The sequence below is a fragment of the Kitasatospora purpeofusca genome (assembly GCF_036010405.1).
Classification (GTDB): Bacteria; Actinomycetota; Actinomycetes; order Streptomycetales; family Streptomycetaceae; genus Kitasatospora; species Kitasatospora purpeofusca.
In genome coordinates, this window is the sequence record NZ_CP108561.1 from 8,400,001 (window position 1) to 8,413,236 (window position 13,236).

The window sequence follows — 13,236 nt, forward strand, 5'->3', positions numbered from 1 at the left end:
AAATATTCCCTGGTGACCGATAGCGGATAGTACCGTGAGGGAATGGTGAAAAGTACCGCGGGAGCGGAGTGAAATAGTACCTGAAACCGTGTGCCTACAAGCCGTGGGAGCGTCGGACACGCAGCTTGCTGTGTGTCTCGTGACTGCGTGCCTTTTGAAGAATGAGCCTGCGAGTTTGCGGTGTGTAGCGAGGTTAACCCGTGTGGGGTAGCCGTAGCGAAAGCGAGTCCGAACAGGGCGATACAGTTGCATGCCCAAGACCCGAAGCGGAGTGATCTAGCCATGGGCAGGTTGAAGCGGAGGTAAGACTTCGTGGAGGACCGAACCCACCAGGGTTGAAAACCTGGGGGATGACCTGTGGTTAGGGGTGAAAGGCCAATCAAACTCCGTGATAGCTGGTTCTCCCCGAAATGCATTTAGGTGCAGCGTCACGTGTTTCTTGCCGGAGGTAGAGCACTGGATAGGCGATGGGCCTCACCGGGTTACTGACCTTAGCCAAACTCCGAATGCCGGTAAGTGAGAGCGTGGCAGTGAGACTGTGGGGGATAAGCTCCATGGTCGAGAGGGAAACAGCCCAGAACACCGACTAAGGTCCCTAAGCGTGTGCTAAGTGGGAAAGGATGTGGAGTCGCAGAGACAACCAGGAGGTTGGCTTAGAAGCAGCCACCCTTGAAAGAGTGCGTAATAGCTCACTGGTCAAGTGATTCCGCGCCGACAATGTAGCGGGGCTCAAGCACATCACCGAAGTCGTGTCATTGCAGCACATAGGGCCAACGCCTGCTGTGATGGGTAGGGGAGCGTCGTGTGCCGGGTGAAGCGGCGGTGGAAACCAGTCGTGGACGGTACACGAGTGAGAATGCAGGCATGAGTAGCGATACAAGAGTGGGAAACTCTTGCGCCGATTGACCAAGGGTTCCTGGGTCAAGCTGATCTGCCCAGGGTAAGTCGGGACCTAAGGCGAGGCCGACAGGCGTAGTCGATGGACAACGGGTTGATATTCCCGTACCCGCTTTGAAGCGCCAACGCTGAACCAGGTGATGCTAAAGCCGTGAAGCCGGCCCGGAGTCTTCGGACGAAGGGACGTGGTGGAGCCGCTGGACCAAGTCTGTACTAGGTGAGCGATGGGGTGACGCAGGAAGGTAGTCCAGCCCGGGCGGTGGTTGTCCCGGGGTAAGGGTGTAGGGCGTTGTGCAGGCAAATCCGCACAACACGTAGCCTGAGACCTGATGCCGAGCCGATTGTGGTGAAGTGGATGATCCTATGCTGTCGAGAAAAGCCTCTAGCGAGTTTCATGGCGGCCCGTACCCCAAACCGACTCAGGTGGTCAGGTAGAGAATACCGAGGCGTTCGGGTGAACTATGGTTAAGGAACTCGGCAAAATGCCCCCGTAACTTCGGGAGAAGGGGGGCCATTCCTGGTGACGGCACTTGCTGCCAGAGCTGGGGGTGGCCGCAGAGACCAGCGAGAAGCGACTGTTTACTAAAAACACAGGTCCGTGCGAAGCCGTAAGGCGATGTATACGGACTGACGCCTGCCCGGTGCTGGAACGTTAAGGGGACCGGTTAGCTCTGATTCGTCGGGGCGAAGCTGAGAACTTAAGCGCCAGTAAACGGCGGTGGTAACTATAACCATCCTAAGGTAGCGAAATTCCTTGTCGGGTAAGTTCCGACCTGCACGAATGGCGTAACGACTTCTCGACTGTCTCAACCATAGGCCCGGTGAAATTGCATTACGAGTAAAGATGCTCGTTTCGCGCAGCAGGACGGAAAGACCCCGGGACCTTTACTATAGCTTGATATTGGTGTTCGGTTCGGCTTGTGTAGGATAGGTGGGAGACTTTGAAGCCGTGACGCCAGTCATGGTGGAGTCGTCGTTGAAATACCACTCTGGTCGTGCTGGATGTCTAACCTGGGTCCGTGATCCGGATCAGGGACAGTGTCTGGTGGGTAGTTTAACTGGGGCGGTTGCCTCCTAAAGAGTAACGGAGGCGCCCAAAGGTTCCCTCAGCCTGGTTGGCAATCAGGTGTTGAGTGTAAGTGCACAAGGGAGCTTGACTGTGAGACTGACGGGTCGAGCAGGGACGAAAGTCGGGACTAGTGATCCGGCGGTGGCTTGTGGAAGCGCCGTCGCTCAACGGATAAAAGGTACCCCGGGGATAACAGGCTGATCTTCCCCAAGAGTCCATATCGACGGGATGGTTTGGCACCTCGATGTCGGCTCGTCGCATCCTGGGGCTGGAGTAGGTCCCAAGGGTTGGGCTGTTCGCCCATTAAAGCGGTACGCGAGCTGGGTTTAGAACGTCGTGAGACAGTTCGGTCCCTATCCGCTGTGCGCGTAGGAGTGTTGAGAAGGGCTGTCCCTAGTACGAGAGGACCGGGACGGACGAACCTCTGGTGTGCCAGTTGTCCTGCCAAGGGCATGGCTGGTTGGCTACGTTCGGGAGGGATAACCGCTGAAAGCATCTAAGCGGGAAGCCTGCTTCGAGATGAGCACTCCCACCTCCTTGAGAGGGTAAGGCTCCCAGTAGACGACTGGGTTGATAGGCCGGATATGGAAGCCCTGTGAGGGGTGGAGTTGACCGGTACTAATAGGCCGAGGGCTTGTCCTCAGTTGCTCGCGTCCACTGTGTTGTTCTGAAACAACGACCCCCACACGTCTGGTCACGGTGTGGGTGCGGTTGACAGTTTCATAGTGTTTCGGTGGTCATAGCGTGAGGGAAACGCCCGGTTACATTCCGAACCCGGAAGCTAAGCCTCACAGCGCCGATGGTACTGCAGGGGGGACCCTGTGGGAGAGTAGGACGCCGCCGAACAATCATTGTGAAGAACCCCCGTCGGGAAACCGGCGGGGGTTCTTTGCGTTTTCCGGACGCTTTTCCGAATGCCGCTCGGGGTATTCCGGTGCGTCAGCCGTTGTAGGAGCCGACGGTGGCGTCGTTCAGGGCGTTGATGGCGTCGTCCCCGGCGACCTGGTTCCCGTCGCCGACGATGACCGTCCCGTAGTTTCCGCCGGCCGCCTGGGCCGCGTCGACGGCGCCGCCGCCCACTCCGCTCGAACCGTTGTGGGAGCCGACGGTGGCGTCGTGGCCGGCGTCGATGATGTCGTAGCCGGCGACCTGGTTGCCGTCGCCGACGATGACGGTCCCGTGGTTGCCACCGGAGACGACGTCGGCGCTCGCCGCGGTCGGTACGGCGGCGAGGCCGAGGACGGCGAGCAGCGCCAGGGTTCGGCCGATGTGACGGTTCATGAGGGGTTCTCCGCTTCTGTCCGAAGATGCTTCTGGTCGGTGCAAAGGCGACAGTAGGTGCGGAACCCGGCGGGGGCGGGTGATGGTCCGCCGCCCGTGGCGTGTCGGCCGGGCGGTCGGTGGTTGGACGGTGAGTGGTCGAGGGTCCGGTCACCCACCGGGCAGCAGGGTGCTCAGGAAGCGGGTGGCGGCCGGCAGCAGGGCGAAGCCGTTGTGGGCGAGGCCGGGGACGACCTCCAGGGTGGCCGGGACCCCCCGCTCCAGGAGGTGCTGGTGCAGGGCGAGGGCCTGGCCGAGCCGGGTGGCGCCCGGGGGCCTGCGGAGCGGCCGGGTGTCGAGCTCTCCCACGGTCACGTGCACCGGCGGTGGAGGCCGAAGCGGAAGCGGCGTGCCCAGCGGGTGCGCGACGCCGAACTTCTCGGCCACGTCCGCGATTCCGGCGGGCCAGGGCAGCGCCGGGTCGAGCCGGGTGATCGAGCTCGGGGCGCCGACGGACACTCCGACCAGCCGCTCCGGGTGCAGGTAGGAGAAGCGGAGGGCGAACTGACCGCCGCCGGAGTAGCCGTGCAGCAGGAAGCGGTCCGCGCGCACCGGCCACCGGGCGGCGGCCTCCTCGACCATCCGCAGCAGCACCAGGTCGAACCGGACGTCGTGCCTGCGCAGCCGCTTGTAGCTCAGCACGTCCTCCGGTTCCGGGACGCCCGCGGGGAACAGCGGCGCGAGGACGACGCACCCGTGGGCGTCGGCGAAGTCCGTGAGCGAGTCCCGGTAGCGCTCGGCGGTGCGGCGGTCACCGTGCACGACGACCAGCAGCGGCCGGGGTCCGGCCGGGGCCCGGGGCGGCACGTAGAGGCAGTAGGAGAACCGGGGGTCCGCCCGGCAGGCGATGAACGGGGTCCGGCGGCGCTCCAGTCGCTGGGTGTGGGGGACGGCGAGGCTCATCGGACCTCCGGAATCGGTGACGGCACCCGACATCCTGGTGGCTGGCACGGTGGAGCACGGTACCCGGCCGACGGAGATCACCCATTGGGGTGAGCGAATATGACTGGCCGTCAGCAGCTGTGCAGACTGGTGGCCGATAAGCCGGAGACCAGGGACTGGAGCGTCATGGGTGGGGTAGTCGAGAAGCCGGTACAGGTACCGGCGCCAGCATCGGCACCGACGCCGACGGCGGCACCGACGGCGGTGGTCGAGCGGGCGCTCGCGGCCCACTCGGGCGTGCTGGAGGCGGCGGTGGCGCCGTCCGCCGACGGGGTCGGCGTCCTGGTGGTGCTCGACGAGATGTCCACGGCGCTGGAGGTCCGCGAGGACCTGCGCGCCTCGCTGCTCGCCGCCGGGCTGGAGGTCGAGCCCGCGGTGCTGTCCGTCGTCCGGCTCCCCGCGCCGCCGCTCGGGACCTTCGAGGAACTCGCGGCCGAGGTGGACGAGGTGGCCGGGGCGGCCGGCTCGGGCGCCGCGGAGGTGTCCCGCTACGAGGCGCCGGACGCCGGACCGGAGGCGGACCTCGCGGGCCGGCTGGCCGGGTTCCTCGGTCTGCCGCGGGTCGGCGCCCTGGACGACTTCGTCGAGCTGGGCGGGGACTCGCTGGTCGCGGTGGCCTTCCTGCACGCGGTCCAGGAGGCGTACGCCGTACCGCTGGGCGTGGTCGAGCTGTTCACCGCCGGTACCGTCCGCGGCATCGCCCGGCTGCTGGCCGCACGGCCCTCGGCCGCCCCGCAGGTGGCGTGAGGTGCACGCGCTCCGGCTCGCGGCGGTGCCCGTGCTGTTGGACGGCGTCGAGGCCGTGCCCGCCTCGACCGTCGCCGCCGGCCTGGCGGCGGTCGGGCGCGGCCTGGCCGGGCCGGACAAGGCGCTGGTCGCGATCCTGACCGGGCGCGGCCCGGCCGGTCTGCTGGTCTACCTGGGGGCCCTCGGCCTCGGCCACGCCGTCCTGGTGAAGGAGCGGCCGGACCTCGCCGCCCGGGACGCCCTGCTCGCCGCCTACCGGCCGGAGTTCGCGCTCGACGAGGGTGACGAACCGGTCCCGGCGGGATACCGCCCCGCCGGGGAGCTGTGCGGGGCGCGGCTGCTGGGCCGAACGGAGGCCGCCGGGAGCGCGATCCACCCCGAGCTGGCCGCGCTGATCACCACCTCGGGCTCGCTGGGCCGCCCCAAGGCCGTCCGGCTGTCGTACGCGAACCTGGCGGCCAACGCCGGGGCGGTCGCGGCGGCGCTGGGCCTCGGGCCGCAGGACGTCGGGATCACCTCGCTCCCGTTCGACTACAGCTTCGGCCTGTCCGTCGTGAACTCCCATCTGGTGGCGGGCGCGCCGCTGGTGCTCTCCCGGCTCAGCCCGACCTCGCGGCGGTTCTGGCAGCTCGCCGCCCGGACGGGTATGACCGACCTGGGGGCGGTCCCGCTCACCTACCGCCTGCTGCACAGCACCGGTTGGCGGCCGGACGCGTTGCCCGCGCTGCGGCTCGCCTACCAGGCCGGCGGCCCGCTGGAACCGGCCCTGGTCGAGCACTTCGGGCGGCTGATGGCCGGGCACGGCGGCGGCTTCTGCCCGATGTACGGGGCGACCGAGGCCACCGCGCGGATGTGCTGCCTCGACCCGGACGAGCTCTTCGAGCACCTCGGTTCGGTCGGGCGGCCGGTGCCGGGCGGGCGGATCCGGCTGGAGGGCGCCGGTGCGGACGGCGTCGGAGAGATCGTCTACGAGGGGCCCAGCGTCATGCTGGGCTACGCGTCCGGCCGGGCCGACCTGGCCGAGGGCCGCAGCGTTCCGGAGGTGCTGCACACCGGCGACCTCGGGCGGCTGGAGCGCGGGATGCTCTACGTCCTGGGCCGCAAGGACCGGCAGTTGAAGCTGTTCGGCAAGCGGGTCCTGCCGGACGAGATCGAGCGTCGGCTGGCGGCGGTCGGCCCGGCCGCGGTGGTGCCGACGGCGGCCGACAGCGCCGTGGTGTTCGTCGAGGGCCGCACCGAACCGTACCGGGACGCGTGGCTGGAGGTGCTGCGCGAGCTCGGACTGCCCGCCGAGTGCCTGGCGCTGCGGGCGACGCCGGGTCTGCCGCGCACCGGCTCGGGCAAGGTCGACCTCGGCCAGTTGCGGGAGTTGGCCGATGCGCGCTGAGGGGGCCGCCGGGGCCCCGGTGGTGGAGACCGGCTCGGGCCGGGTGCGCGGGGTGGCGGCGGACGGGGTGGTGGCCTTCCTCGGGGTGCCGTACGCCGCGGGCACCGGGGGCGGGGCACGGTTCCTGCCGCCCCGGCCGCACCCGGGCTGGGCGGGGGTGCGGGAGGCGGACGCGTACGGTCCGGCCTGCCCGCAGCGGCCGTTGGCCGAGGCCTTCGGGGCGCGTCCGGCGGTGGTGCCGCTGCTGCCGCTGTTCGGCATTCCCGCCGAGGCGGGCGCGCAGGGCGAGGACTGCCTGGTGCTGAACGTCTGGACGCCGGGGGTCCGCCCCCCGGCGGCCCGCCCGGTGCTGGTCTGGCTGCACGGCGGCACGGACTTCGGCGCGGGCGACTGGCCGAGGTTCGACGGGGCGGCGCTCGCCCGGGCGGGCGGTCTGGTGGTGGTGACGGTCAACCACCGCCTCGGCGTGCTCGGCCACCTGGACCTGTCCTGGACCGGCCGTCCCGAGTACGCGGCCTCCGGCCGGGTGGGGCTGCTGGACCTCTGGGCGGCGCTGGACTGGCTGCGGGACAACGTGGCGGCGTTCGGCGGCGATCCGGCGAACCTGACCCTGGCGGGCGGTTCGCGCGGCGCCTCCCGGGTGGCGGCCCTGCTGTCGGCGGGCGCGCCCGAACCGCCGTTCCGGCGTGCCGTGCTGAGCAGTCCGCCGCCGCCCCGCCCGGTCGCCGCGACCTCGCCGGAGGAGGCGGCCGGGGCGGTCCTGCGGCTGCTGGGCGTCCCGGCGGACCGGCCGGAACTGCTGGCCGCCCGACCGGTGGGTCAACTCCTGGACGCCCAGGCGGTGTTGCGGGCCCGGGACCGGTTCGCGTTCCAGCCCTCGGCCGACGGCGGGCCGGTCGAGGAGCGGTGCTACGCGGATCTGGCGGCCGGTGCGGCTCCGGGCGTCCCGCTGCTGATCGGGAGCGCTCTGCACGAGACCACCCGGACCATCGACGCCGACCGGGCCTCCTGGGACGGTCTGAGCGAGGCCGGGTTCGCCCGCCGCTGCTCGCGGATCGCCCGGCACGACGTCACCGGGCTGATCTCCGAGTACCGGCGCGAGCGGCCGCGCGACCCGGCGCGGCGGATCGCGGTCGCCGTCACCACCGACGCGCTGTACCGCTTCCCGGCGCTGGACCTGGCCTCGGCCCGGAGCGCCAACGCCACTGCCCCGACCTACGCGTACGTCTTCGCGGGCGGCACCGGCAGCCACGGCGAGGACGTCCTGTTCTTCTTCGACAATCTGCGCCACGCGGCCCTGGTGTCCCGGAACCCGGCCAATGCCGCGCTGGCGCGGGCGGCCAGTACTGCCTGGATCGGCTACTGCCACGACGGGCGCCCCGAGGTCCCCGGCGTCGGACCCTGGCCCGCCTACACCGAGGACCGGCGGGACACCCTGGTCTTCGGCACCCCCACCCGCTCGGTCGCCGACCCGTTCGCCAGCCGCCGCGCCGCCTGGGCCGCCGTCCGCCGGGTGGCCGAGCCGGTCGGGTAGACGGGCGGGGCGGGTCGTCGAGCGGGTCAGGTGGTCGGACGGCCGGACGGCCGGACGGGCCCGCGGGACGGTCAGGTCTGCGCGGTGGGCCGGACCACGATCTCGCCGACGTCGATCCCCTCCGGCTGCTCGATCGCGAAGCCGATGGCGGCGGCGACGGCGGAGGGCGGCATGGCGATCTCGTCGCGCTGCCTGGTCATCGCCGCCGCGATCTCCGGGGCGGCGCCCTTGCCGATGCCCTCGGTGCGGGTGAAGCCGGGGGAGACGAGGGTGACGCGGAGATGGGGCCCCGACTCCTGGCGCAGCCCCTCGGTGAGGACCTTCACCGCCGTCTTGGTGGCCGCGTAGACGCCCTGCGGCGACTTGACGGTGTAGGCCGCGGTGGAGCCGATGGTGACGAAGTGCCCGGAGCGCTGGCGGCGGAAGAGCGGCAGGGCGGCCGCGATGCCGTTGAGGAGGCCGGTGATGTGGGTCGCGACCATGGCGTCCCAGTCGTCCTGGCGCAGGTCGTCGAACGGCGAGACGGCCATCGTGCCCGCGTTGGAGACGAGCACGTCGAGTCGGCCGAACCGCTCGACGGCGGTGTCCGTCAGCCGCCGGAGGCCCTCGCGGCGGGTGACGTCGACGAGGACGCCGGTGGCGGTGCCGCCCCGCGCGGTGATGCGGTCGACGACCGCGTTCAGCCGGTCCTCGCGGCGGGCGCCGAGGACGAGCAGGGCGCCGCGTTCGGCGAGGTGGGCGGCGGTCGCCTCGCCGATGCCGCTGCTGGCACCCGTGATCGCGACGACCTTGCCCCGGATTCCCGACATGGCCGGCCTTCCCTTCCTGGGTGTGCGCCGGTGGTGGGCCGACGTAGAGTGAAAGCGGGGACGCCCCCGTTTCGTCGAAGGCTAAGTGGGGGCGCCCCCGTTTGGCAATCCGACCGCTGGGCCGGCGCAGGACCGGGACGGGGCGGGACGGGACGAGGAAGGAACGAGGAACGGTGACGGACGACGGAGCCCAGCGCCCGCTGAGGGCCGACGCGCGGCGCAACCGGGAGAAGATCCTGGCCGCCGCCGTGCGGGTGTTCACGACGCAGGGGCTGGACGCGCAGATGGAGCGCGTCGCCAAGGAGGCGGGTGTGGGCAGCGCGACCCTGTACCGCAACTTCCCGACCAGGGAGGCCCTGGTCGAGGCGGTCTACCGGAACGAGGTGGCCCGGCTGTGCGAGGCGGCGCCCGCGCTGCTCGCCGAGCATCCGCCGATGGAGGCACTGCGGGTGTGGACGCGGCTGTTCCTCGACTACGTCACGGCCAAGTACGGCATGATCGACGCGCTGCGCGCCATCGCCGCGGCCGGGGAGAGCCCCTACGGCCACAGCCGGGAGCTGGTCCGGGACGCCGTCGCCACGCTGATGGACGCCTGCGCGGCCGCCGGGGTGATCCGTACCGACATCGGCCCCTCCGACCTCGCCGCCGCCCTCGAAGGCATCGCCCTCACCTCGGCGGGCGCCGACCGACGACCGCAGGCCGAGCGGCTGCTCGACCTCACCCTGGACGGGCTCGCCGTCCGGCCGTGAGTCCGTTCACGGCCCGTTCCGGTGACGCTGCCGGCGACGGCGGCTCAGGACCGGATGGTGTAGGAGTCGCCGTAGACCGTCCAGCGCAGCGGCGTGGCCAGGTCGAGGTTCCCGGCCTTGAGGAAGACGCGCTGGACGGTGTCGACCCTGCCCGTGTCCTGGTGGGAGGAATCGGCCTTCATGGCGGCGCGGCGGGCGTCGAGGAAGGCGTTCAGATAGGCGGTCTCGTCACCGCCCTGGGACGGCGGCTTGGCCTTGCCGAGGGCGGCGGCGCGGATGCCGCCGAAGCTGAGCCGGTCGCTGCCCGGTCCGTGCATCACGATGGCGTCGTAGTACATGAACTGGCCCAGGGCGCGCAGGCCGTCCGCCTTGGCCTGGCCGACGGCCGGGTCGAAGTAGACCCGGTCGCGCTCGTCGTCCTGGGCCCGCTGGAAGGCCGCGTCCTGGGCGGCCCGGTGCCAGTCGGCGACGAAGGACGGGTCCAGGCCGGCGTGCGAGGCGGAACCGTCGACCTTCTCCAGGGCCGGGATGTAGCGGGCCAGCACGTTGTCCGGCTTCAGGGCCCGGTAGTGCCGGACGAGTTGCAGCATGTCGTTGGTGCCCGAGGTGAAGCCGATGATCCCGCCGGTGTAGCCGCGCCCGTCGTGGATGTCCTCGATGTAGGTGTACTGGGCGCGCCAGTCGAGCGAGGAGTTCTCGGCGCTGGAGACCAGCTGCTGCGCGATGTCCTTCAACCGCGGGTTGTCCAGGCCGGTGCCGACCACGACGGGGGCCGGGCCGGGGGGCTGGGTGACCGGGGCGGGGACAGCAGGAGCGGGGGTGCCGGGAGCAGGGGGGTTTCCGCCGGTCGCGGGGGCCGGCGGGGCACCCTGGTCGGGTCCGGCCGGGGCGCCGGGACCGGAGGCGCCCGGGGCGCGGGGCGCGGAGCCGGGGGAGGCGGGGCCGGTGGCGGGGCGGCCGGTGGTGGGGCCGGGCTGGGGCGCCCGGGCCGCGGCTGTGGCCGGTCGACCGGTTCCCGTCCCCGGGGCGGCCGGGGCCGGTACGGCTTTGGCGCTCCTGGCCGTCGTCGGCGCGGCCGTCGCCGTCGCGCCGGTGGCGGCGGCGGGCGAGGCGCTCGGGGTCCCGGCGGGCGACCCCGCCGCGGGCGGCGCGGTGGCGGGGCCCGTGGCAGGTCCGGAGGCCGGGACGGCCGGGCGGGACGGAGTCGGTGCGGCGGCCGGTGCGGGATCGGCCGAGCCGCCCGCGGTGAGGGCCGCGGCGCCCACCGCCGCGCCGAGCCCGCCCACGACGAGCGCGGCGATGCCCGCCCGCCGCCGGGCCGTCCGACCGATCGCTCCGCGCTGCTCCGCCATGCTGTCCGCCCCTTGCCCGTCGCGCAGGTCCCCGCGGACCGGACCGGCGTCCGCGGGTTGTCGTCGAGCAGAGGAACGGGCCCGGGCGGTACGGGGGTTCAGCCACCGGGGGCCGTCTTCCCGCGTGCCCTCCGGTGGACGGGAACCGGCCCCGGCTCAGGCGTAGACGCGCGCGTACAGCTCCTCGATCTGGGTGGCGGTGGGCACGGCCGGGTTGTTGGCGGGGGAGCCGGAGGCCAGGGCCTGTTCGGCCATCAGCGGGGTGAGCCCGGTCCAGGCGGAGTGGTCGATGCCGTAGCTGCGGGGGGTGGGGACGTCCAGGTCGTGGCAGAGGGTGTGCAGGGCGTCGACCAGCTTCGCCGAGGCGGCCGCCGCGGGGTCGGCGGTGGTCGCCACACCCAGGGCGCGGGCGCAGTCGGCGTAGCGCTCGGGCGCCGCGTGCACGGAGAAGGCGGTCACCGCCGGGAACAGCATGGCGTTGGACAGGCCGTGGGCGACGTGGAAGTGGGCGCCGATCGGGCGGCTCATGCCGTGCACCAGGGCGACGCTGGAGTTCGAGAAGGCGATCCCGGCCTGGGTCGCGGCGAGCATCATCGCCTCCCGGGCCTCGGCGTTCGAACCGTCCGCGTAGGCGCGGCGCAGATGCCGGCCGATGGTGGCGATCGCGGTGAGGGCCAGGCCGTCGGTGAAGGGGCCGGACTTGCGGCTGACGTAGGCCTCGACGGCGTGGGTGAGCGCGTCGACGCCGGTGTCGGCGGTCAGCCGGGGCGGCATCGAGAGCGTCAGTTCCATGTCGACGACGGCGGCGATCGGCAGGAACGCCGGGCCCAGGCACATCATCTTCTCGTCCGTGGCGCTGTCGGTGATGACGGTGACCTGGGTCGCCTCCGAGCCGCTGCCGGCGGTGGTGGGGACGGCGATCACGGGGAGGGCCGGCCCGAGATTGACGTGCGGCGCCTTGTAGTCGCGCATCCCGCCGCCCTGCACGCCCAGCAGGGCGAGGGCCTTGGCGGTGTCCATCGGGCTGCCGCCGCCGAAGCCGATCACCGAGTCCGCCCCGTGCTCGCGCAGGGCCGCCAGGCCGGGGACGAGGGAGTCGGTGGTCGGGTCGGGCACGGTGCCGTCGAACAGCGCGGGGTGGAGCCCGGCGCCGCGCAGGATCCCCAGCAGGCGCTCGGCGGCGCCGGTGCCGGCCAGGAACGCGTCCGTGACCAGGAGCGGGCGCCGCAGGCCGAGGCCCGCGACGACGGCGCCCAGTTCCTCGGCCGCGCCCCGGCCGATGCGCAGGATCCGGGGCAGGGACAGACTGGCAACCACGGGCAACCCCTCGGCGGTGGCAGGACGGTGGCCCCCGGTACGGGCGGGCCGGTCCGACTCTGCCGTCCCCGCGGTGTGCGTTCAACCGCCAATCGCGCAGAGGGGGTGTGCGGAAATGCAGATAGGCTGCGCCGATGCGCCCCCGCCCCCATCCTGGTAAAGACACCCCGGCGGCGGTGGAGCGCCCCGGCGGGCCCGAGCCGCGCGACCTGCGCGCCGACGACCTGCGCCACCTGCTCGCCGTCGCCCGCACCGGGCGCCTGGTGAGCGCCGCCGACGCGCTGGGCGTGGACCACACCACGGTGTCCCGCCGGATCACCGCGCTGGAGCGGAGCCTCGGCGTGCGGCTGATGGAACGCGGCACCGAGGGCTGGGTGCTGACGGACGCCGGCCGGGCGGTCGCCGAGAACGCCCGCACCATCGAGGAGGCCCTGGTCCGGGTCGTGGACGCGGTGTCCGGCCAGGACCCGCCGTCCCTGCACGGCACCGTCCGGGTGAGTGCCCCCGACGGCTTCGGCACCTGCTTCGCCACCCCGGCGCTGGCCCGGGTGCGCCGCCGCCACCCCCGGCTCCAGATCGAACTCATCACGGCGACGAGGGAGTTGCCGCTGCGCCCGGCGGGCTTCGACCTCGCCCTGACGATCGGCCGGCCGCCCCGGAGCCGACTGGTGACCGAGCACCTCACCGACTACGCCCTCGGCCTGTACGCCGGTGACGAGTACCTCGCCCGGCGCGCCGCGCCGGCCTCGGTGGCCGAACTGCGGGAGCACCCGCTGGTCTTCTACATCGAGTCGATGCTCCAGGTCGGCGATCTCGACATCGAACGCCATCTGCCGGGCTGCACACCGGCGTTCTCCTCCACCAACGTCTTCGCCCAGGTGGAGGCCACCCGGCTGGGCACGGGCGTCGGCGTGCTCCCGGCCTTCCTCGCGGACCGGGCCGGGCTGCGGCGGCTGCTGCCCGGGGAGGTCGACATCCGGCTCCCGATCACCCTGGCCGTCCGCCGCGAGGCCGTCACCCACCCCGCCGTCCGGGCCGTCCGCGACGCCCTGCACCACGAGGTCGCCGAACGCGCCGCCGAGCTGCTCCCGCCGAGGGGCGACGGGTAGGGGC

At 71.7% G+C, this 13,236-nt stretch carries 9 protein-coding genes, 2 rRNA genes and 1 pseudogene (1 of these 12 only partly in view); 7 read left to right on the top strand and 5 right to left on the bottom strand.

The window, feature by feature from the left end; genetic code table 11:
• Nucleotides 1–2,608: ribosomal RNA gene (locus OG715_RS36535) — 23S ribosomal RNA — on the top strand (it extends 515 nt beyond the left edge of the window).
• Between the two features lie 87 nt (nt 2,609–2,695).
• Nucleotides 2,696–2,812 (top strand): 5S ribosomal RNA (gene rrf / locus OG715_RS36540).
• Nucleotides 2,813–2,905: 93 nt separating this feature from the next.
• Here rrf and OG715_RS36545 read toward each other — a convergent pair.
• Both OG715_RS36545 and OG715_RS36550 read right to left on the bottom strand, forming a co-directional pair.
• On the bottom strand, nt 2,906–3,247 hold the full coding sequence (locus tag OG715_RS36545; protein ID WP_266272983.1) for a hypothetical protein: 342 nt from the start codon (nt 3,245–3,247) through the stop codon (nt 2,906–2,908).
• Nucleotides 3,248–3,397: 150 nt separating this feature from the next.
• Nucleotides 3,398–4,189 (bottom strand): PHB depolymerase family esterase, encoded by a 792-nt coding sequence (locus OG715_RS36550; RefSeq protein ID WP_266272982.1) that lies wholly within the window; start codon nt 4,187–4,189, stop codon nt 3,398–3,400.
• A 99-nt stretch (nt 4,190–4,288) separates the two neighbouring features.
• Here OG715_RS36550 and OG715_RS36555 point away from each other — a divergent pair, with 99 nt between their 5' ends.
• Genes OG715_RS36555 through OG715_RS36565 form a run of 3 tightly spaced genes read left to right on the top strand, consistent with a single transcriptional unit; the run spans nt 4,289 to nt 7,896 of the window.
• Nucleotides 4,289–4,975, top strand: a complete 687-nt coding sequence (locus tag OG715_RS36555; protein ID WP_266272981.1) for a phosphopantetheine-binding protein — start codon at nt 4,289–4,291, stop codon at nt 4,973–4,975.
• Nucleotide 4,976: 1 nt separating this feature from the next.
• Complete coding sequence (locus OG715_RS36560) at nt 4,977–6,362, top strand: AMP-binding protein (protein WP_266272980.1); 1,386 nt, start codon at nt 4,977–4,979, stop codon at nt 6,360–6,362.
• On the top strand, nt 6,352–7,896 hold the full coding sequence (locus OG715_RS36565) for a carboxylesterase/lipase family protein (protein ID WP_266272979.1): 1,545 nt from the start codon (nt 6,352–6,354) through the stop codon (nt 7,894–7,896). Before OG715_RS36560 ends, OG715_RS36565 begins: the two co-directional genes overlap by 11 nt.
• Nucleotides 7,897–7,967: 71 nt before the next feature.
• Here the strand turns inward: OG715_RS36565 and OG715_RS36570 are convergent, their stop codons facing one another.
• Nucleotides 7,968–8,705: an SDR family oxidoreductase gene (locus OG715_RS36570; RefSeq protein WP_266272978.1), complete on the bottom strand. Its 738-nt coding sequence runs from the start codon at nt 8,703–8,705 to the stop codon at nt 7,968–7,970.
• 173 nt (nt 8,706–8,878) lie between these two features.
• Between OG715_RS36570 and OG715_RS36575 the strand changes: the two genes are divergently transcribed.
• Entirely contained in the window at nt 8,879–9,454 is a 576-nt protein-coding gene (locus OG715_RS36575) for a TetR/AcrR family transcriptional regulator (protein ID WP_266272977.1), read from the top strand.
• A gap of 44 nt (nt 9,455–9,498) precedes the next feature.
• Here OG715_RS36575 and OG715_RS36580 read toward each other — a convergent pair.
• Both OG715_RS36580 and OG715_RS36585 read right to left on the bottom strand, forming a co-directional pair.
• Nucleotides 9,499–10,317, bottom strand: a pseudogene (locus OG715_RS36580) (chitosanase); the annotation flags it as partial.
• Between the two features lie 645 nt (nt 10,318–10,962).
• On the bottom strand, nt 10,963–12,123 hold the full coding sequence (locus OG715_RS36585; protein WP_266272976.1) for an iron-containing alcohol dehydrogenase: 1,161 nt from the start codon (nt 12,121–12,123) through the stop codon (nt 10,963–10,965).
• A gap of 134 nt (nt 12,124–12,257) precedes the next feature.
• On the opposite strand from OG715_RS36585, the gene OG715_RS36590 reads away from it, so the two are divergent.
• Nucleotides 12,258–13,232, top strand: coding sequence for a LysR family transcriptional regulator (locus OG715_RS36590; RefSeq protein ID WP_266272975.1), 975 nt, complete (start codon nt 12,258–12,260; stop codon nt 13,230–13,232).
• Nucleotides 13,233–13,236: the final 4 nt, after the last annotated feature.